The sequence below is a fragment of the Streptococcus henryi DSM 19005 genome (genome assembly GCF_000376985.1).
Taxonomy (GTDB): Bacteria; Bacillota; Bacilli; order Lactobacillales; family Streptococcaceae; genus Streptococcus; species Streptococcus henryi.
The window spans coordinates 154,265-174,519 of the sequence record NZ_AQYA01000035.1; the positions used below are offsets into that span (position 1 = coordinate 154,265).

18 protein-coding genes and 1 pseudogene are annotated in these 20,255 nt (G+C 38.2%); 15 read left to right on the top strand and 4 right to left on the bottom strand.

Features of this window, described 5'->3' with window-relative positions:
• Positions 1-8 precede the first annotated feature (8 nt).
• The 5 genes and pseudogenes from F601_RS12505 to F601_RS12515 all read left to right on the top strand — a co-directional run bounded on the left by F601_RS12505 (position 9) and on the right by F601_RS12515 (position 5,587).
• Positions 9-749, top strand: coding sequence for a PD-(D/E)XK nuclease domain-containing protein (locus tag F601_RS12505; protein WP_155979162.1), 741 nt, complete (start codon positions 9-11; stop codon positions 747-749).
• 15 nt (positions 750-764) lie between these two features.
• Positions 765-1,994, top strand: a complete 1,230-nt coding sequence (locus F601_RS0108600; protein ID WP_018165273.1) for a restriction endonuclease subunit S — start codon at positions 765-767, stop codon at positions 1,992-1,994.
• Positions 1,995-2,008: 14 nt separating this feature from the next.
• Complete coding sequence (locus F601_RS13515) at positions 2,009-2,998, top strand: P-loop NTPase fold protein (protein ID WP_051070628.1); 990 nt, start codon at positions 2,009-2,011, stop codon at positions 2,996-2,998.
• Between the two features lie 149 nt (positions 2,999-3,147).
• Positions 3,148-3,936 (top strand): hypothetical protein, encoded by a 789-nt coding sequence (locus F601_RS13520; RefSeq protein WP_051070629.1) that lies wholly within the window; start codon positions 3,148-3,150, stop codon positions 3,934-3,936.
• 52 nt (positions 3,937-3,988) lie between these two features.
• Positions 3,989-5,587 (top strand): annotated as a pseudogene (locus F601_RS12515) (type I restriction-modification system subunit M).
• A 234-nt stretch (positions 5,588-5,821) separates the two neighbouring features.
• Here F601_RS12515 and queA read toward each other — a convergent pair.
• Positions 5,822-6,850, bottom strand: coding sequence for a tRNA preQ1(34) S-adenosylmethionine ribosyltransferase-isomerase QueA (queA, locus tag F601_RS0108615; protein WP_018165276.1), 1,029 nt, complete (start codon positions 6,848-6,850; stop codon positions 5,822-5,824).
• A gap of 202 nt (positions 6,851-7,052) precedes the next feature.
• On the opposite strand from queA, the gene F601_RS0108620 reads away from it, so the two are divergent.
• Both F601_RS0108620 and nagB read left to right on the top strand, forming a co-directional pair.
• Positions 7,053-7,556: a VIT1/CCC1 transporter family protein gene (locus tag F601_RS0108620; protein WP_018165277.1), complete on the top strand. Its 504-nt coding sequence runs from the start codon at positions 7,053-7,055 to the stop codon at positions 7,554-7,556.
• A gap of 159 nt (positions 7,557-7,715) precedes the next feature.
• A complete protein-coding gene (nagB, locus tag F601_RS0108625) occupies positions 7,716-8,417 on the top strand; it encodes a glucosamine-6-phosphate deaminase (protein ID WP_018165278.1) in 702 nt (233 codons plus the stop codon).
• A gap of 102 nt (positions 8,418-8,519) precedes the next feature.
• On the opposite strand, the gene rpsN is transcribed toward nagB, so the two are convergent.
• Together rpsN and F601_RS0108635 are read right to left on the bottom strand one after the other, a co-directional pair.
• Complete coding sequence (gene rpsN, locus F601_RS0108630) at positions 8,520-8,789, bottom strand: 30S ribosomal protein S14 (protein WP_018165279.1); 270 nt, start codon at positions 8,787-8,789, stop codon at positions 8,520-8,522.
• Between the two features lie 190 nt (positions 8,790-8,979).
• Complete coding sequence (locus F601_RS0108635) at positions 8,980-10,083, bottom strand: alpha/beta fold hydrolase (protein ID WP_018165280.1); 1,104 nt, start codon at positions 10,081-10,083, stop codon at positions 8,980-8,982.
• Positions 10,084-10,210: 127 nt separating this feature from the next.
• On the opposite strand from F601_RS0108635, the gene F601_RS0108640 reads away from it, so the two are divergent.
• On the top strand, positions 10,211-10,765 hold the full coding sequence (locus F601_RS0108640; RefSeq protein WP_018165281.1) for a TetR/AcrR family transcriptional regulator: 555 nt from the start codon (positions 10,211-10,213) through the stop codon (positions 10,763-10,765).
• 11 nt (positions 10,766-10,776) lie between these two features.
• On the opposite strand, the gene F601_RS0108645 is transcribed toward F601_RS0108640, so the two are convergent.
• Positions 10,777-11,733 (bottom strand): glutathione S-transferase family protein, encoded by a 957-nt coding sequence (locus F601_RS0108645; RefSeq protein ID WP_018165282.1) that lies wholly within the window; start codon positions 11,731-11,733, stop codon positions 10,777-10,779.
• A gap of 136 nt (positions 11,734-11,869) precedes the next feature.
• On the opposite strand from F601_RS0108645, the gene F601_RS0108650 reads away from it, so the two are divergent.
• The 7 genes from F601_RS0108650 (at position 11,870) to F601_RS0108685 (ending at position 20,222) form a co-directional block, all read left to right on the top strand.
• On the top strand, positions 11,870-12,637 hold the full coding sequence (locus tag F601_RS0108650) for a nucleotidyltransferase domain-containing protein (protein ID WP_018165283.1): 768 nt from the start codon (positions 11,870-11,872) through the stop codon (positions 12,635-12,637).
• Positions 12,624-13,340 carry a pseudouridine synthase gene (locus F601_RS0108655; protein WP_018165284.1) on the top strand — a complete coding sequence of 239 codons (717 nt, stop codon included), beginning with the start codon at positions 12,624-12,626 and terminating at the stop codon, positions 13,338-13,340. Before F601_RS0108650 ends, F601_RS0108655 begins: the two co-directional genes overlap by 14 nt.
• Before the next feature lie 232 nt (positions 13,341-13,572).
• Positions 13,573-16,836 (top strand): helicase-related protein, encoded by a 3,264-nt coding sequence (locus F601_RS0108665; RefSeq protein WP_018165286.1) that lies wholly within the window; start codon positions 13,573-13,575, stop codon positions 16,834-16,836.
• On the top strand, positions 16,829-17,509 hold the full coding sequence (locus F601_RS0108670) for a DUF4391 domain-containing protein (protein WP_018165287.1): 681 nt from the start codon (positions 16,829-16,831) through the stop codon (positions 17,507-17,509). The genes F601_RS0108665 and F601_RS0108670 overlap by 8 nt, the downstream gene beginning before the upstream one ends.
• A 129-nt stretch (positions 17,510-17,638) precedes the next feature.
• The gene (locus F601_RS13525; RefSeq protein ID WP_018165288.1) at positions 17,639-17,743 is read left to right on the top strand and encodes a putative holin-like toxin; all 105 of its coding nucleotides are present in this window, start codon (positions 17,639-17,641) and stop codon (positions 17,741-17,743) included.
• Between the two features lie 163 nt (positions 17,744-17,906).
• Complete coding sequence (locus F601_RS0108680) at positions 17,907-19,859, top strand: site-specific DNA-methyltransferase (RefSeq protein WP_018165289.1); 1,953 nt, start codon at positions 17,907-17,909, stop codon at positions 19,857-19,859.
• 3 nt (positions 19,860-19,862) lie between these two features.
• Entirely contained in the window at positions 19,863-20,222 is a 360-nt protein-coding gene (locus F601_RS0108685) for a hypothetical protein (RefSeq protein ID WP_018165290.1), read from the top strand.
• Positions 20,223-20,255: the final 33 nt, after the last annotated feature.

The following is a 20,255-nucleotide window of genomic DNA, read 5'->3' on the forward strand; positions in this document are numbered from 1 at the left end:
GGAGAAAGATGGAACAACTTAAAACTAAAAAAATTAAGCTTCTGATAAGTCAAGCAAATGTACTATCTGAAACAATCAAGAGAACTTTATCAGATACCTCGGACATCATTGGTAAATACAATTCATGTGTATCTTACGCGAGGAAATACAATGTGATAGCAAAGGAGTCGGTTGTTACATTAAAGGAGAATCCTGGTATAAATATATTCAATCTTGAAAATACAAATCCTTTTGATATGACTTGGCCAGCTCAGAAAACTTTTATGGAAACAGTATTATTAGAAACAGACTTTTTGATATCATTTTTAAATAATTCCATTGAGTTTTCTGAGGATGAATTTAACAATTTAGAAAATTTTATTGCTTCAAAATTACGGAAAACGATTCATGAAAAACCTTTAAAAGAGAAAGAAATCCAAAATGCTATAGAAAATCTATTTTTAGGAAAAAATTGGTCAAAAGGAATTGATTATGATAGAGAAACAGGTAAATTCAATTTTTCAGGTCGAGAATATGTACCAGATTTCATTATTCCAAATATTAATTTAGCTATTGAAGTTAAATTATTACGAGAGGGGAAAAAATCAAAAATTATTGAAGAGATTAATGCAGATATTACGGCCTATAGCAAGAATTATTCTAAATTACTTTTTATTATTTATGATTTAGGTGAAATAAGAGATGAGCTTGAGCTTCGAAGAGATTTAGAAGTTAAAGACGATATAAAAGTAATAGTAGTAAAACATTGATGTTAGGAAATTTAGATGACAAAACGAATTATTCCAAAAGTTAGATTTAATGGATTTGATGATGAGTGGCAACAAAAATGTTTAAGTGAAATTTTTAATATTTCATCAGGTTTTACTGGAGATTCTTCTTTGAACGATGGAAAATATTATCTTACTCGAATTGAAACAATAGCAGATGGAGATATAAATATTGATAAATTAGGATTTTCAAATATTGAGCCAAATGAAAAATTTAGATTGAATAAAGGTGACATACTTTATAGTAATATCAATTCACTTAAACATATGGGAAAAGTTGCATTGTTTAAAGCTGATAAAACTGTATATCATGGTATCAATCTGTTAAGGTTATCTTGTAAACCGCAATATAATGCTGAATTTCTTTTTTATCAATTAAATACTGAGGAGAAACGTGATTGGGCTAGATCACATGCCAATCAAGCGGTTAGCCAGGCAAGCATAAATCAAACATCACTAGGAAAACAGAAACTTAGTCACCCTAAACTGGCTGAACAATCCCAAATCGGCTCTCTTTTCTCCACTATTGATTCTCTTTTATCTTCTTACAAGGACAATTTAGAGAATTATCAATCCTTTAAAAAATCCATGTTATCCAAGATGTTTCCAAAAGCTGGGCAGACTGTACCTGAGATACGTTTGGATGGGTTTGAAGGAGAATGGGAAGTGAAGAAATTGGGAGATGTAACAGAGAGAGTAAAAGGGAATGATGGTCGAATGGATTTACCTACTCTAACAATTTCAGCAGCAAATGGATGGATGAATCAAGAGGAGAGATTTTCACAAAATATCGCTGGGAAAGAACAGAAAAATTATACACTCTTACGTAAAGGTGAACTTTCTTATAATCACGGAAATTCCAAATTAGCAAAATATGGAGTGGTGTTTGAACTTGAGAACTACGATGAAGCACTAGTTCCTAGAGTCTATCACAGTTTTAAAGTCAACAAACAAGCAGATTCTAAATTTATTGAAACAATGTTTGCTACTAAAAAGACGGACAGAGAGTTGGCAAAATTAGTTTCTTCTGGAGCTAGGATGGACGGTTTGCTAAATATAAATTTCGATGAATTTATGGGGATAACTATAACAATTCCTTCAGTTAGCGAACAAAACTCCATTGGTATATTCTTTTCAAAACTTGATAATCTCATCTCATCTTATCAAACCAAGATAAATGAGTTAGAAACATTGAAGAAGAAGTTGTTGCAAGATATGTTTATTTGACGAGGTAAGGAATAATGGAAAAGAATTCTACTCAGAACATTGCTTTAGATAGAATAGATACATCTGTAGCAGTTGAAAATTTTGTGATATTATTGAAAGAAAATAAAACATTCTTTTTGAATGGTGCTTGGGGTTCAGGAAAAACAGATTTTTTAGTAAATGTTAGTGAAAAGTCAAAGAAAAAAATAGTTACGATTGATTTTTGGAAAATAAATGATAATCGTACCTCAATAGAGATTGTATTTTCAAGACTCAGACCAATTATATATTTTATAATAAGAGCAATAGCAGTTTTTGCAGTCGTTGTATCTATTTTAATGTCAAATGTGATTGATCTCGGTTTGAGTCACTATATATCAGATTCTTTTTTTAAAATTTTCGTCACAATAATAGTATTATGTGTTGCTGCTCACCAATTCTTTAAACCAAAGTCAGATATTTTTTATGCTAATATTTTAGCAAATTTTTCATTTAGTAAGAAAGTCCTTGTCATTGATGACTTTGATCGTTTATCAAGTTCACGTCAGGAGGAAATCTATAAATTATTCAGTCTATTAAATGGTCAATTACCAATTGTTTTTGTTGGAGATATCAACAAAATTAATAAAGTAAAGGATAATTATTTATCAAAAATAATAGATCGGAGAATTGAACTACCTTTTTCCCTTCATCCAAATGAGATATGGAACGACTACTTTCTTAAATTGGAAGCTACATTTGGTGTAACCCTCAGCGACCATTTCAAAAGATTATTAAAGTCAGAAGGGCGAAATCTGAGGGACCGTGTGCACTTTAACGATTATGTTAATCAAGAATTTTTTCTACAAGGCAAAAGTGGTCATGTCCAAGTTGAACAACAATTACTAGTTATTTATGCGTATCTTTTTCATCCAAAGTTATATAAAGGTTTACTAGATGATGAACTGATTGAATATACTCTATCCGATGAACAGAAATCAGAATTAAAATATAATGGGAACCAACAATACCCGATAATGAATTAATATGGTATTTATTAAATCAGTTACAGAATAAGGAAAATGTATATTATCCTAATTGTTTTTCAAAAGATAGGAGTGCATACTTACTTTTTGAGCAAACTTCAAATACATCTATCGAAGATTTAGAGAAAGTATTTCAAGATAATACTAAATTGGAAAGTGCACTATTTCTTCCCAAAAATACAGATTTCTATCAATACTTTATAGCTAACTACTCGTCTTTTGAAGATAGCAAAAAAAGTTTATTAGTGGCAATCTCTCTTAAATATATTAAAGAGAATCAAAGTAGTGATGCAATTTCTTACATTATCAGAGAAAAAGAATATGAGATAATGCCACCTAAAAAATTTGCTGGGGCGTCAGGAACGACCCTCATATACGATATTCCGAAAGAAAGAGCAAATAAGACTGAGGCTCAAATTGATAATATAATATTTATGTGTTGGAATAAGTTATTGGATCAATTTGATTTTGATTTATCTCAAAAAATATATTTTTTTGTAAAGTATCATATATTCTCTTTTCATAAATTAGGTGAAAGATTCACAAATTTATCAGTTTTAAGTAGAAACTTTAAGCAAGCAAAACGAAAAGATTTTATTGTTTTAACATATATTAGTAGTAATGACCTTTGGAATAAGTTTTCAAAGTGGGACGAAAGTTTATGGAGTGCACTTAATTCACTCAATGACCATGAGTTCGTTTCATTCTGGATTTTACAAAACATTATTTCCAATGGCAAAGATTACGAGGACTTTGACTTTAGACCAGATGACAAAATATATACATTGTGGGTTGGAAGGTATAAATTCGAAAATGGTGAAAAAATCTCCTATGAAGATTCTGTAATTAAAAAAATTGAAGGAAGAATTGAGCAATTAGAATCACAAGGTTATAGATTTTCACGACGTATTGATGAGAAGCATAAAAGAGATTATTGATCAACTTTCTAGCTCTGCCATTCCCCTAAAAAAACAAAAAAAGGAAAAAATAATGGAAAATCAAACTTCCCAATCGCTTTATCAGGCGCTTTGGAATTCGGCGGATATTCTCCGTTCGAAGATGGATGCCAACGATTATAAGTCTTATTTGCTTGGTATGGTCTTTTACAAATACCTTTCGGATAAGATGCTCTTCTATGTGGCTGAGACCATGGAGGAGGAGACGGATGACCTCAATGAGGCGCTGGCCTCTTATCGTAAATATTATGAGGATGCGGATTCGCACGATGATTTGGTGGATGTGGTTAAGGATGAGATGTCCTATGCCATCGAGCCAGATTTGACCTTTACGGCTCTGGTCAATCAAATCAATGAGGGCCGCTTCCAGTTGGAGTCCTTGGCTCAAGGTTTCCGCAATATCGAGCAGGATGATGAGCTTTTTGAAAATCTTTTTGAGGACATTGATCTCTATTCTAAAAAGCTTGGGCAGACTCCTCAAAAACAAAATCAGACTATCGCCAGTGTTATGAAAGAGTTGGCGGTGCTTGATGTGGCAGGTCACGCTGGGGACATGCTGGGTGATGCTTATGAGTATCTGATTGGTCAGTTTGCGACTGACTCAGGAAAAAAAGCGGGTGAGTTCTACACACCTCAGCCTGTTGCCAAGCTCATGACTCAGATTGCCCTGACTGGAAGAGAAGAGGTGCAAGGCTTCACCCTTTACGACGCCACTATGGGTTCGGGTTCGCTCTTGCTTAATGCTAAGCGCTACAGCAAGTCACCGAACACTATTTCCTACTTCGGTCAGGAACTCAACACGTCAACCTACAATCTGGCTCGCATGAACATGATTCTGCACGGTGTGCCTATTGAAAACCAGTACTTGCACAATGCTGATACGCTAGACGAGGACTGGCCAACTCAAGAGCCAACTAACTTTGATGGTGTCCTCATGAACCCACCTTATTCAGCCAAGTGATCAGCCGATTCTGGCTTCCTGCAAGACCCACGTTTCTCATCATTTGGTGCCCTAGCGCCCAAATCCAAGGCTGACTTTGCCTTCCTGCTCCACGGATTCTATCACCTCAAGCAAGACGGCGGTGTCATGGCTATCGTTCTCCCTCATGGCGTTCTCTTTAGGGGAAATGCTGAAGGGAAAATCAGACAAGCTCTGCTGGAGGAAGGGGCTATTGATACCGTTATTGGTCTGCCTGCCAACATTTTCTTCAATACGTCTATTCCGACCACGGTTATTATCCTCAAGAAAAATCGTCGCAATCGCGATGTCTATTTCATTGATGCTTCACAGGAATTTGTCAAAGGCAAGAACCAGAACATCATGAATGATGACCATATTGCCAAGATACTTGACGCCTATCACAAACGCGAGGATATGGACAAATTCGCCCATCTAGCCAGCTTTGAAGAAATCAAAGAAAACGACTACAACCTCAACATCCCACGCTACGTGGACACCTTTGAAGAGGAAGAAGTCGCTCCCCTATCCGAAATCGTCCAAAAAATCAACGAAACCAATCAACGCATTGACCAACAAACCGCAGAACTTCAAAAGCTTCTCGGTCAACTGGTTGGAACCACACCAGAAGCCCAAGAAGAGTTGGACAAGTTTGTCCAAGGGTTTAAGGGTTAGAGCTTGCTAGATTTTATCTCTACGACATTTTGCCATAAATCAAGACAAAACAAAAAGACATGAATTGATTCTTTCATGTCTTTTTCTATATTCTATAGTCGAATGAAGAGCTTTCAGACAAGGAACAGAGGTGTGAAATAAAAACTGACAGACGAAGTCAGTTTACATTTGAAGTACGTCAAACCGATAGTGACGATGTATCAAAGCTAATTCAAATGACTATATTTTTCAGTCCTACTTGACAAACATGGCATCGCCGAAGCTGAAGAAGCGGTAGTGTTCGTCTACGGCGTGTTTGTAGGCTTCAAGCACGAATTCACGTCCTGCGAAGGCTGATACCAGCATGACGAGGGTTGATTTTGGCAAGTGGAAGTTGGTTGAGAAGGCGTCTACCACTTTGAAGGTATAGCCTGGTTTGATGAAAATCTTGGTCCAACCTGAGTCAGCCTTGATGTCGCCATCAAATTTGGAGCCGATGGTTTCAAGGGTACGGATGGAGGTTGTTCCGACAGCGACAACACGTCCGCCATTGGCCTTGACTTGGCGAAGGGTTTGGGCAGCTTCTTCAGACAGGCTATAGAATTCTGAGTGCATGTCATGTTCATCCAAGTTATCAACTGAGACTGGACGGAAGGTTCCCAGACCAACATGAAGAGTCAGTTCTACCAATTTCACGCCTTTGGCTTCGATTTTAGCTAGAAGTTCTTGAGTGAAGTGCAATCCAGCTGTAGGGGCTGCAGCGGAGCCATTTTCCTTAGCATAAACGGTCTGATAGCGTTCGCGATCTTGGAGTTTTTCGTGGATATAAGGAGGCAGAGGCATTTCCCCAAGGCTTTCAAGGACTTCAAGGAAGATACCATCGTAGCTAAATTCGACGATACGACCACCGTGCTCCAACTCTTGGACGACAGTTGCCATGAGGCGACCGTCACCGAAGCTCACTTGTGCACCGACACGAAGGCGTTTAGCAGGTTTAGCAAGTACTTCCCACTGGTCCCCCTCAGTGTTTTTCAAGAGCAGAAGCTCCACATGACCATGGGTGTCGGGTTTCTCACCGTAAAGGCGGGCAGGCAGCACGCGCGTGTTGTTCATCACCAAGGCATCACCAGGGTTAAGCTCATCCAAAATATGGTCAAAATGAGCGTCCACCATCTCATGACTCTCGCGGTCAATGACCAAAAGCTTAGAGCTGTCACGCTGCTCCAGCGGAGTCTGGGCAATCAATTCCTCAGGCAAATAGAAATTAAAATCTTCAGTATTCATACATTCTCCTAAATTCGAGTTTTCAGCCTATCCATTATAACACGAGATAAACCATTCGTCATCCTCTAGGTTTAATTGTAATCATTCTAATTAAGTGTTATAATAGACATATAGAAAAGAATGTTTTTTTGGAAAAATAGCTACGCTTTGTCATGACTATCCATGGCTGACGCAGAAAAAATTCATGAAGGAGGGTGACAGTATGGCGGTCAAAGATTATGCAAAGTCTATCGTATATGGCGGTTTGGACGGGATTATTACCACCTTCGCCGTCGTGGCAGGTTCTGTCGGAGGAAATCTTGGTCTAACAACCATTATTATCCTTGGTTTTTCCAACCTCCTAGCAGATGGCTTCTCTATGGCAGCAGGAGACTACTTAAGTTCAACCACATCCAAAGAAGTGGACAACAAAGACGCCCTCAAGAATGCCATCGCAACCTTCACTTCCTTTAACGCTTTCGGCCTGATTCCGCTTTTAGCTTATCTCTTGGTCAATCGCCTGACTTTCTTACAAGACCATACTTTTGCGGTTGCCTGTGTCCTCGTTTCCTTTGCACTTGCTCTACTTGGCTGGGTAAAAGGAACCATTACCGAGGAAAGCCGTAAAAAAGAAGTGCTCCGTACACTCTTGGTAGGTCTCCTAGCTGCCCTATTTGCCTACTATGTCGGACAATTTTTGGGTGCTTTAATCGGTACAATTGATTAATAGATACAATAAAGGTTGAGACTGGTCCGTCTCAACCTTTTTACTTAGGACATTCAAGCCTCTTTTAGGACTATTAGTTGACAAAAATTGGTATATACCATATAATGAAGATAGAAAAAGGTATAGACCAATAAAAGAAAGAATAATAAGGAGCCAGCCATGAAAATTATTAAAGTTGACAATCAAGAAGAGGGAGGCAAGATTGCCTTCACCCTGCTCAAAGAAAAACTAGCTAGCGGAGCTAAAACATTGGGCTTAGCAACTGGCAGCACACCAATCACTTTTTATCAAGAAATCATCAAGAGCAATTTGGATTTTTCTGGATTAACAAGCATTAACTTGGATGAATACGTTGGCCTATCAGCTGATAATGAGCAAAGCTATGCCTACTTTATGAAAGAACACCTCTTTCAATACAAACCATGCAAAGAAAGTTTCATACCAAATGGTCTGGCTAAGGATTTGAAAGCAGAAGTCAAACGCTATGACACCATTATTGACCAACACCCTATTGATTTTCAGATTTTAGGCATCGGTCGAAATGGTCACATTGGTTTCAATGAACCAGGGACAGCCTTTGACGTGACTACTCAAGTGGTTGATTTGGCAGCAGACACCATCCAAGCCAACAGCCGTTTCTTTGACTCCTATGAAGAAGTACCTAAACAGGCTATCTCTATGGGGATTGCCTCAATCATGAAGTCTAAAACCATTGTGCTCATGGCATACGGTCAGGACAAAGCGGATGCCATTGCCCAAATGATTAATGGCCCAGTCACCACAGACCTGCCAGCAAGCATCTTACAAGAGCATGATGATGTTATTGTTATTGTTGATGAAGCTGCAGCAAGTAAGTTGTAGAAAGTAAAAATAGTCACCTAGTATAGTGAAAACTAGGTGACTATTTTGTGATAAAAAACTCCTAAACTGATTGAGCTATGATTTTTTAATCGTCAAGTCAGCCTACCAGCTGGCTTTTTTGACACCAGGAATCTGTCCCTTGTGGGCCAATTGTCGGAAGTTGATACGACTGAGACCAAATTGACGCATATAGGCATGGGGACGGCCGTCAATACGGTCACGATTCTTCAAGCGATTTGGGTTAGAGTCACGGGGCAGTTTTCTAAGAGCCTCATAGTCTCCTTTTGCCTTCAGTTCATGACGAAGGTCAGCGTATTGTTCAATTAACTTAAGTTGCTTATTATAGCGAGCAATTTTAGATTTTTTTGCCATAAAATGTCCTTTCATATTTATAGAAAAAATGATTAACCAATTAACAAAATAAATTATAAACCAGTTAAGTAATTTTATCAAGTAAATTTTGTAATTTATATCATTTTTATAATTTCAGTCCTGTAAAGGGTTAGATCTTCTCTTTCATACTCCTGCCCAAGTTCTCTACTTGAATAGTTTTAGCTAGAAACTAGCTCAGAAAGTGTTTAATTTCATCAAAGGCTAAATCCATATGGCCAACTTGGCAGTGTTCTTCTCCGCCAGATTTTTTGGTGAAGACCTTAACTTGTATAGAGCGAGCATTTTTAAGTCCTAGTAAAATATCAGCAATGCGATGATAGGGGACATAGTGGTCATCTTGACCAACTAAGAGCAGACAATCTTGAGTGATCTGGGCTAAATATTGGCCCACATTATGATTTTTGAGGTTTCTTATCAAATCATAGGGATTTGATTCTCCTGTCAACATATAACCGTTTTGGAGTTCCCACTTCAAATCAATTCTATTTTTAGCAATTTGCTTGATGATGGGATTGATAAGGTATTTTGCTCTTAGATTAATCATGATGGAGAGCATAGCAAAGGGGATATTTCCTAAGTTCATTTTGAGGGCATCCATTGGACTGTAGAAAATGTCCATAGCGATAACTTTACGAATTCTCTTTTCCATAGAAGCGGCTTGCATGACCAAAAATCCACCCAAAGATAGCCCCATGGCATCTACCTGCTCAAGTTTAAAATAATCCAACACAGCTGCAACTGGTTTATGAAAGAGTGGTGTGAAGCGCAGACCTTGACTTACAGTATTGCCTTGACCAGGACCATCGAAAATCAAAATATTGTAGTCTGTGTCTTTCATGTGACTAAAGAAACTGGCAATTTCTTCTAGGAAGCCATCAAAACCTCCCATTACTAAGAGTGTCTTAGAAGCTCTAGGATTTTTTAAGAGCAGGGTGGGCAAGTATCCATCTTGATAAGGCGCCGCATCCTTTTCATAGTCAAAATCAGTGAAGCTAGCATAAAAAGTTCTTTGAAAGCTTTGATAAATGTCTTCTCTATCTGGATCCTCCAGGGTGAGATAAAACATGGCAGCTTTGTAATAGGAGGAAGCAATGTTAAGTTTCCCTGTTTTTTCATAATAGCTAGCCCTCTCTAACCACCATCTTTTCCAAGAAATGAAGTCAACTATTTGTGAGCCAATTTCTTTACGATCTCCTTGGACCTCTTCATCCTCAATATAGAGTGAAGTGAAGCGTTGGATTTGAAAATCAAATTGTCTATTGCCTGTAAACATCATACCTTTCCTGCTTTCTTTTTAAGGTTAAGAAAAGTATAATGAAAAATATAGTTATTTGACAGAACACTTCAGCTAAAAATGTAGTCTATCGAACACAAGCAAGAGAAATGTAGGGAAAATCATTATGGATCTTAGGGTTATTAAAACAAAAACAAATATTCAAAATGCGATGCTAACTTGTTTAGCTAGTCAATATTTTTCAGAAATCACCGTTAATGCCATATGCAAAACTGCTCAATGCAGTCGCTCCACCTTTTATGCTCATTATGATCATAAAATTCAAGTCATTGATGATATCGCTGACCAAATTATCGAACAGATTAAGCCTTACATGAAACAGACTTTTGAACGACCTGAAGAGCTTTTATCAGTCATCGATTCTCTTTCACAGCAACTTTATCAACCACATAAGGATATTATCAAGCTCTTGTTGGATTCTGAATTTAAGGATTTTGGGCTTGAAGCGCGACTTGTGACTTTGTTTAAAGAGCAGTTTTTACAACGCTTTGAGCATATTAAGGGCAAGGAAATTATTAGTGATATGTATAGTTCCTGTGTCATGTGTAATATCAAAGCAATTATTGAAAATCGCACAAATCAGGAAGAGCAGGAAGCCATTGAAGAGCTCAAGGTACTTCTCTTTCAAAAGCTAGAAAAGAATCAAGCTAGGAAATCCTAACTTGATTTTTATTATATGCTCCAATCCAAGTCTGGTCCGACTGGGACCACGCCTGTTGGGTTGATGGTTTTGTGGCTGCCATAGTAGTGCTGCTTGATGTGGTCAAAATTGACCGTCTCAGCAATGCCAGGCATATTGTAGATGCGCTTGGTGTAAGCCCAAAGGTTTGGATAATCAACCAGACGGCGGATATTGGTCTTGAAATGCCCATAATAAACCGCATCAAAACGCACCAAAGTCGTGAAAAGACGGATATCCGCTTCGGTAAAGGTATTTCCTACCAAGTAGTTTTGGGAAGATAGCAGAGCTTCTAACTTATCAAGAGCTTGGAATAGCGCCTTGACTTCTTTTTCATAAACAGCCTGAGAAGTGGCAAATCCTGCCTTATAGACACCGTTGTTGATGTTGGGATAGACAAAATCATTCATGGCATCAATGTCAGCCTGCAAATCCTCAGGATAATAATCATCGGTATTTCCAGTTAAATCGTTAAAAGCTGTATTGAACATGCGCATGATTTCGGCAGATTCATTGTTGACGATCGTTTTTGTCTTCTTGTCCCAGAGTACAGGTACGGTAACACGGCCGCTATAATTCGGCTGCGCAGCTAAATAGACCTGATAGAGGTAATCTTTATTCAGCTCAGTATCGGCAATCACACCGTCTCCTTCTTCAAAACTCCAACCATTTTCCAACATAAGAGGATGAACAACAGAAATCGAGATGTGGTCCTCCAAGCCCTTGAGGGCACGCATGATGAGGGTGCGGGATGCCCAAGGGCAAGCCAGAGAAATGTAGAGGTGGTAGCGGCCAGACTCAGCCTTAAAGCCTCCTTTTCCGGTCGGACCAGCAGAACCATCCGCTGTCACCCAGTTGCGAAATTGCGTCGTCGTGCGGACGAAGTTGCCGCCAGTTGACTTGGTATCATACCACTGATCAACCCATTGACCGTCTTGTAAAAGTCCCATATTTTCTCCTTTTGTTTAGCTGCATGTTTTTGCAAAATGTTACTATATAGTGATAGTTTACACCTTTTATCAAAATCAAGCAAATTTCCAGCTTAAAAATGATAAAATAGATAGAAAAGATATGAAGGAGAGAAGCATGATGAAAGAAAAGATTTTACAAGAAATCAAGGCTATCGAAGAACAAGAAAAGGTTAAGATTCTTTTGGCAGTTGAGTCTGGCAGTCGTGCTTGGGGCTTTGAATCCCCAGACAGTGACTACGATGTGCGTTTCATTTATTCTCGTCAGACTGCTGACTATCTCAAGTTACAGGCGCAGCCCGATGTCATCGATTGGGTGCTCAATGATGTTCTGGATATCAATGGCTGGGACTTGCAGAAGGCTCTGCGATTGCTCTATAAATCCAATCCGACCTTAATTGAGTGGACCAAGTCACCCATTGTCTATTATGAAGCGCCTGAGTGCCAGGGCTTGAAGGACTTGCTTGAAGACTATTTCTCCGCTAAGAAGTCGCTTTATCACTATCTCAATATGGCGAAAACCAATTATGAAAAGCATCTGACAGGGGAGCGGATCAAGGTTAAAAAGTATTTCTACGCCCTGCGTCCCATTTTGGCTGCCAATTGGATTGTTAAGCGCCAGACACCGCCGCCTATTGAATTTGACAAGCTGGTTGAAGCAGAATTGCCTCGAAATCTAATGCCAGTCGTCCAAGACTTGTTGGAGCGCAAGCAGGTTTTACCTGAAGGTGGCATAATTGACAGAGTAGAGGTTGTCAATGCTTATTTGGAAGATCAAATGGTTCGTCTTAATCAGCTAGCAGCAGAATTGCCAGTGGAGAAGGTGGATTGGCAGAAACTCAATCATTATTTCTTAGAGGTGTTGGGACAAGATGCGACTAGATAAATTATTGGGCCTGGCAGGTTATGGCTCGCGTAATCAAGTTAAGAAACTCATCAGAAGTCATCAGGTGCGCGTGGATGGTCAGCTGGCTACTGCAGATAATCTCAATGTGGACCCCAGCCTGCTGACCATCACAATTTCGGGCAAGAAGCTCAGCTATTCCCCCGACGTCTACTATATCCTCAACAAGCCCAATGGCGTCGTGTCAGCGGTTCGCGACGACCAGCACCAGACGGTTATTGACCTGATTGACGCTCCTGACCGCAAGTCCGGTCTCTATCCTGTTGGACGGCTGGACCGCGACACCGAAGGCCTGGTTCTCATCACTAACAACGGTCCTCTGGGCTTTCGCTTGCTCCACCCAAAGCACCATGTCGATAAGACCTACTACGTCGAGGTCAACGACCAGCTTCATGCCGATGCGCCAGCTTTTTTTGAAAATGGCATCCGCTTCTTAGACGGTACCATCTGCAAACCAGCCAAACTGGATATCATCAGCTCTAGCCCTCAAGTCAGCTGCGCCCATATCACTATTTCAGAAGGCAAGTTTCACCAAGTCAAGAAAATGTTCCTAGCCTACGGCGTCAAAGTAACTTACCTCAAACGCATTACCTTTGGCCCCTTACAACTAGGAGATTTAGTAATAGGCGACTACAGAGAATTGACAGCAGAAGAAAAAGAAGGACTCAAAGAATTTTTGGGGTGAAAATCATTTCGAAATTTCCTTAACATTAGTATAATTTGTGATAAAATAGAAGTAATTTAACAGGTAAAAGGAGATTATGAAAATGGCTGAAAACCTTGTGGCTGTATATATATATATATATATATATATCACGCTTCGCTTAACTCAAGAGAAATATAGCCTTTCACAATTTAATATAAAATTAACCTGGCAGAATACTGTCAGGTCTTTTGGCGTACTCTGGGGGTAAAAAATGGAGACAATAGATAATCGACAAATTTTACTGGGAGATGTGTTAAAAGAGGATTTAAAAAGTGGAAGTCGTGTTCAGATGGCAGCTGCCACCTTTTCAATTTTTGCTTATCAGAGACTCAAAGATGAACTAGAGAATATTGAGGCTTTAAAATTTATTTTCACCAACCCAACATTTACGACAGATGAATTACCCAAAGAGTTCAGAGAGTACAGTATCCCAAAACGTCGCCGTGAAGGCAGTCTTTTTGGTGCCACCTATGAGCTGAAACTCATGAATGAATTGAAGCAAAAAACAGTCGCAAAAGAATGTGCAGACTGGATAAAAGAGAAAGTCCAGTTTAAGTCGATAGCAGTATCTGACGAGGAAATTGATACTGGCATAAGAGTTGAAACAGATGATAACACAATAGTTTATGATAAGTTGAAAAATTTTGACTTGAAAGAGCTGGGTTATGAAAAAAGTTTGCTCAAGTCCAGTCGTCATCGTTTTACAGCACCAGAAAGTCTTTTATACCTTAAAGAGTTTAATGATTTTTGGGAGAATGATGAATTCTTTCGTGATGTGACTGAGGAAGTTTTAGAAAATTTAACCATTGCTTATAAAGAGCACTCGCCAGAATTTCTCTACTATGTTACTCTATACAATCTTTTCAAGGATTTTTTGAATGATATTTCAGATGACCACTTGGCAAATGAACATGTCGGCTTTAAAAAGTCAAAAATATGGAATCTTCTCTATGATTTCCAAAAAGATGCAGTTGAATCTTTGATTGCTAAACTTGAACAATACAATGGTTGCATCTTAGCTGACTCTGTAGGACTAGGGAAAACCTTTACTGCCTTAGCAGTTATGACCTACTATGCCTATCGTGGAAAACGTATCTTAGTTTTGTGTCCTAAGAAATTGGAAAATAACTGGAATATGTATCGGCATGACTACAAAAATAATCCTATTTATGACCGTTATTTACAGTATGATGTCCTCTATCACACAGATTTAAGTAGAGATAAGGGGATGTCTAATGGCATTAACCTTGAATTAAATCGTTTTGATACCTATGATTTGGTGGTGATTGATGAATCTCACAATTTCCGAAATGGTGGGTCTAGCGATAAAGAAGTCGAGTTGGGACGTGAAAATCGCTACACGCGCCTTATGAACCGAATTATAAGAGAGGGAGTACCGACAAAAGTACTCATGCTCTCAGCAACACCCGTTAATAATCGTTTCAACGATTTGAAAAATCAGCTTGCTCTAGCTTATGAAGGTAATTCAAGTCAAATCGATGATAAATTAGGACTTGGCTCATCTATTGATGATATCTTCCGTCAAGCCCAGCTCGCCTATAATCAGTGGTCAGACTTACCTTCGGAATCTCGAACGACAGAGAGTTTATTACATAAACTAGATTTTGATTTCTTCAAGGTTCTAGATAGTGTCACCATAGCTAGAAGTCGTAAGCATATCAGAGAATTCTACAATCGAGCAGAAATTGGTGATTTTCCTGAGCGTTTAGTACCGCAAAATTACTATCCTGATTTAGCAAGTGCAGGTTCTGATTTAAGCTATCAGAAAATCTATAACTTACTTGACCAACTACAGTTGACTATCTATCAGCCAAGTAAACATATCTACCCTTCTAAGATGGCAAAATACGAGAAGGAGGGACTTGGCAATCAAGCTAACTTGACGCAACTTGGCCGTGAGTCAGGTATAAAAAAATTGATGATGATCAATCTTCTTAAACGATTGGAAAGCTCTGTTGAAGCCTTTCGTTATACCTTAGTTGATGTCGTTAAAGCTTATGTTGGTCAAACCCTGAAGACCATTGACAATTACGATAAGACTGGAAAAGCTGAGCAGATAAAAGCTGTATCCTTAGATGATAAAGACTTCGACCTTGAAGACTCAAACAGTGATTTTATGGTCGGTAAAAAGACAATTATCAACTTAGCAGATATGGACTATCAGACTTGGAAATACGAATTAGATGCTGACTTTCGTATCTTGACACAAATTGAAGGTTTGATTAATCAAATTAAGCCTGAGAATGACCAAAAGTTGCAGCAATTAAAAGAAATCATTGATGCTAAAATGACACAGCCAATCAATGAAGGTAATCATAAACTCTTGATTTTCTCAGCTTTTGCGACAACGACTGATTATCTTTACGACAATTTAAATTCTTACGTATTAGAAAAGTATGGCCTCTATACTGCTAAAATTTCAGGAGCAGATGGTTATCAAACAACCTTGCCACTAAAGTCAAATGATCTCAATACTTTATTGACTTATTTTTCACCCAAGTCTAAATCAAAGGATTTAGTTTATCCAAATGATGGTTTAGAAATTGATATCTTGATTGCGACTGATGTTATTAGTGAGGGTCAAAACTTGCAAGATTGTGATACTGTGGTCAACTTTGATATTCACTGGAATCCGGTGAGAATTGTCCAGCGTTTTGGACGCGTTGACCGTATCGGCTCAACTAATGCTTGCATCCAATTGATAAATTTTTGGCCAAATATTGAGCTAGATGAATATATCAATCTCAAGGCGCGTGTTGAATCCCGTATGAAAATTTCAGTTTTAACCTCAACAGCGGACGATAATATTCTTTCAGAAGAAGAACTTGAAGATAATAACTACCGCAAGAAACAGTTGGAACGCTTGCGTAATGAAGTTGTAGATTTGGAAGATATGAATGAAGGTATCTCCATCATGGATCTTGGTCTAGAAGATTATCGTACTGATATGAAGAAATACCTTACCAAGCATCCTGAGTTGGAGACAACACCGCTTGGCCTACAAACCATAATAGAAGTTGAGTCTCCAGAAGAAGAGGGTGCCATCTTCTTACTTAGAAATAAAAATGACCAAGCAAGTGATTATCAGCAAAACAGGCTCTATCCCTATGTCCTAGTCTATGTTGATTCGGACGGTCAATCTCTGTTTCCAGCGTCCGATAGCAAGCAATTGTTGGAAAAACTGAGACAGGTAGCCAAAGGAAAAGCAGAGCCAAATCACCTTCTGGTGAAACAATTTAATCAAGAGACTAAGGATGGCAGTCAAATGGAGCATTATACAGAATTACTCCAGTCTGCAATTGATTATCTGGTGGAATCTGACCAGCAATCAACACTGGATTCCCTCTTTTCGATGACTTCTGTTAATCTCTTGGATAGTGGAGTTGAAGGTGCAGATGATTTTGAACTAATCTGCTTCTTCATTCTGAAGCTAGGAGGTGATCGCAGTGACTAATTTTCCACAGCGCAGCCAACTTCCTAAACCGCGCATCCTTTACAAGCCTCATCAAAAGGGCAATACAGATTTCTTTGAGAAGCTCAGCTTATCCACAAAAGAAAAGCAGGAGCTGCGTGATCAAATTGCGCAACTGAGTATCACGCATGTCTTGGACAGTCAGACCACCAATATCCCTGATGGCCAAAAGGTCAAGCAAATCATGGTCATAGAAGTCAAACTAAAAAGTGATGATATCAATCTTGACTTGCTCAAGCAACTGGATCAACGTCTAGGGATGTATCTTATTTTTCAGATTCTTTTGGAAAATGGCAGAGCTTCTTTCTTAGTCAATTACAAGGAACCTTTAAAGTCGCCTAAAGAAGCTCTTCTTTATCAGATAGTTAGGTCCTTTAAAACGGAAGATGACATTAGTATCGATTACGGCGTCAATACACTTGATGAGCTCTTTGGTCAGCTGGTTAAGGAAGTAGCTCAAGATAAGATTATAGCCAGAGCCGAAGAAGATATCAGCTCTGCTATTGTCAAAAGTCAAGAGATTGAAAAAATGGAAAAGAAAGCAGGGCAACTCAAGAAGAAAATGTATACTGCTAAGTCCATGAGACAACAAATGGACTATAAAAAGGCCTACCAGCAAGTACTGGCAGACCTAGAAAAAATAAAAACACAATAACTCAACATTTTTCTTGTTCGATTACGAATAGATAAAATGACAGGAAAGTTGAGACGGTGGTTCTGAGTTTCTGAAGGGAGGGATGCCCATGAAAGTGGACAGCAAATCTAACAGAAAGGAGGAGCGCTTTTGTCAGCTGATGATATGATGGTTGTCATAGCATTTGCAAGTTTGCTTGTAAATGTCCTAGGCTTAATCATTGCCATCATTTTAGCAATTATAGACAAAAAATAACCGTCAGAAACTTTAGGGAGTTTGACGGTTATTTTTAATCTGTCAACCTGAACCACTATTTAGTGATCCTGTCAGGCGTTGAGTTAGCCGCTCAGCGCCTTTTCTATTTTTAGAATAACAGAGGCTGTGCTGAGTGTCAAGTAAAAAGCGAGAGGTAATTAAAATGGCACAATATGGTGAATATACGGGAGTTGAAATGCTCGATAGCACTTCTAAGAACATCACACAGGATAACATTTCAAAGATTGGGAAGCTTTTTCCTCAAGTCTTGACCGAAAGTCAAGACGACAATGGACGTCTTCATACAGCCATTGATTTTGATAAACTTAAGGATATTCTCAGTCATGAATTAGCAGATGGACCTGAGACTTATGAATTTACTTGGGTTGGTAAGCGTGATGCCATGGCAGAAGCAGGGCGACCAACTAGCAAGACACTTCGACCAGATTTAGAGGAAAGTGTAGATTTTGACAAGACCGAGAATCTCTTTATCACAGGAGATAACCTTGAAGTCCTCAAAATCCTACAAGAATCTTACCTCAATAAGATTGACATGATTTACATTGACCCACCCTACAATACAGGGAGAGACTTTGTTTACTCAGACAAATTCCAAATGACCCAGGAAGAAATTGACGAGGCAACTGATAGCCTTGATGAAACTGGCAAACGTTTGGTTAAAAATGAAAAATCAAATGCCCGTTATCACTCAGACTGGCTCAACATGATGTACCCACGACTAGTCTTGGCACGTAACCTCCTCAAAGAGACTGGTGTGATTTTTATCTCGATTGATGACAACGAACAAGCTAACCTGAAAGCTGTGTGTGATGAGATTTTTGGGGAGGAGAATTTTGTAGTAAATTTAGCTATTGAAAATAATCCAAAAGGCAGAAAGAATAGTAAATTTGTTTCCGTAAATCATGAAAGTCTTCTTATTTATGCTAAAAATATTGAAATAACTTATCCTTTTAAAAGTGTTGTGAAGAAGGATGATTTATTGAAAGATGAATTTGGATACTATTCACATGGGAAAAGGGTTTTAGTTGGTGAAAGTACAAATGATAAAGCTAACGGAGGTGATAAAGACTATAGTGTGTATTATGATGGTAATAGTATTATTCTAAAAAAAGAAAAAATAGATGAATATGATAAAAAATTAATTTTTGATGGTTATAAAATATTTAAATCAATAAAAGATGGAGTACTTTTAGAAAACACATATACGAAAAATAAATTCTATGAGCTCTTTGAATCTAATTCATTGTTGTTCAAAGAGAACAGTATTTATGAAAAAGATAGGAATGTCTATAAACAACAAAAAAGTTTAATAAAGTCGACTGATGAGTGGGATTTGAAAACTGAAACCGCAGCATTTATTGAGAGTGATTTTGACTCAAAAAAACTATTTTCAATGCCAAAAAATCCGAATTATATTAAGATGCTTTTATTTATGTTGGGTTTAAAAAATGCTATGATCCTCGACTTCTTCGCTGGTTCAGCAACCACTGCAGATGCTGTGATGCAGCTTAATGCTGAAGATGGCGGACATCGTAAGTATATTCTGGCAACGCTTGACGAACCAGTAGCGGATAAATCAGCAGCAAAAGAAGCCGGCTACGAAACCATTGACCAGATTTCGCGAGAACGTATTCGTCGTGCTGCTGAAAAAATTAAGTCTGAAAATCCGGATAAAGTTGGAGGTCAAGACTTTGGCTTCAAAGCATTCAAAGTGGATTCATCAAACTTCCGTGATGTTTATAGCACACCAGATTCGTACTCTCAGCAAGACCTTTTTGAAAGTGTTTCAAACATTAAGGAGAATCGTACAGATTTAGATTTGCTCTTTCAGGTTATGTTACGTTGGGGTATGGAATTATCACTTAATATTGCTAAAGAAGAAATTAACGGTGTTACCGTCTATAATGTTGATGATAACAGTCTCCTAGCTTGTTTTGCTAATAATATTTCTGAGGAAACTGTTAAAGCAATCGCAAGTAAAGAACCGCTCCGTGCCATCTTCAAAGATGAAAGTTTTGCTAATTCATCAAGTAAAATCAACTTGACCCAGATTTTCAAAGAGCTCTCACCAATGACAAAAGTAAAGGTGGTGTAGAAGATGTCTTGGAACTTATTTGTTGACATTAGCCAATCTTTTACGAGTATTGCTGCAGTTCTACTCTCTTTGATTGCTATCTGGAAAACAAAGAGAGATAACAATTGTGCAATTCTTTTTGAGAAAAAACTCGAGTTATATGGTGAATTAGCATATTTACTAGAAAAAATATACAACGACCATGATCTGATTGTAGAGTATTACGAAAGATTAAGAGGTTTATATGCGAAAGGATACTATATTGCAAGTGAGAATGTTTCAGAACTCTTACAAGGATTTGTTGAAGCTATGGATGAAGAGTTAATAGATATTAAAGAATATAAAAAACTGGCTATAGACGACCAACTAATTACAATAAATTAGATAAATTAAATGATACACTTGTTGAAGCAATGA

What these genes read in the sequence shown, in the direction of transcription:
- F601_RS0108665 (WP_018165286.1), top strand. Translation starts at nt 13,573, where the DNA reads ATGGAGACAATAGATAATCGACAAATTTTACTGGGAGATGTGTTAAAA.
- F601_RS0108640 (WP_018165281.1), top strand. Translation starts at nt 10,211, where the DNA reads ATGGATCTTAGGGTTATTAAAACAAAAACAAATATTCAAAATGCGATG.
- rpsN (WP_018165279.1), bottom strand. Translation starts at nt 8,789, where the DNA reads ATGGCAAAAAAATCTAAAATTGCTCGCTATAATAAGCAACTTAAGTTA.
- F601_RS0108600 (WP_018165273.1), top strand. Translation starts at nt 765, where the DNA reads ATGACAAAACGAATTATTCCAAAAGTTAGATTTAATGGATTTGATGAT.
- F601_RS13515 (WP_051070628.1), top strand. Translation starts at nt 2,009, where the DNA reads ATGGAAAAGAATTCTACTCAGAACATTGCTTTAGATAGAATAGATACA.
- F601_RS0108650 (WP_018165283.1), top strand. Translation starts at nt 11,870, where the DNA reads ATGATGAAAGAAAAGATTTTACAAGAAATCAAGGCTATCGAAGAACAA.
- F601_RS0108680 (WP_018165289.1), top strand. Translation starts at nt 17,907, where the DNA reads ATGGCACAATATGGTGAATATACGGGAGTTGAAATGCTCGATAGCACT.
- F601_RS0108620 (WP_018165277.1), top strand. Translation starts at nt 7,053, where the DNA reads ATGGCGGTCAAAGATTATGCAAAGTCTATCGTATATGGCGGTTTGGAC.
- nagB (WP_018165278.1), top strand. Translation starts at nt 7,716, where the DNA reads ATGAAAATTATTAAAGTTGACAATCAAGAAGAGGGAGGCAAGATTGCC.
- F601_RS12505 (WP_155979162.1), top strand. Translation starts at nt 9, where the DNA reads ATGGAACAACTTAAAACTAAAAAAATTAAGCTTCTGATAAGTCAAGCA.
- queA (WP_018165276.1), bottom strand. Translation starts at nt 6,850, where the DNA reads ATGAATACTGAAGATTTTAATTTCTATTTGCCTGAGGAATTGATTGCC.
- F601_RS0108645 (WP_018165282.1), bottom strand. Translation starts at nt 11,733, where the DNA reads ATGGGACTTTTACAAGACGGTCAATGGGTTGATCAGTGGTATGATACC.
- F601_RS0108685 (WP_018165290.1), top strand. Translation starts at nt 19,863, where the DNA reads ATGTCTTGGAACTTATTTGTTGACATTAGCCAATCTTTTACGAGTATT.
- F601_RS0108635 (WP_018165280.1), bottom strand. Translation starts at nt 10,083, where the DNA reads ATGTTTACAGGCAATAGACAATTTGATTTTCAAATCCAACGCTTCACT.
- F601_RS0108655 (WP_018165284.1), top strand. Translation starts at nt 12,624, where the DNA reads ATGCGACTAGATAAATTATTGGGCCTGGCAGGTTATGGCTCGCGTAAT.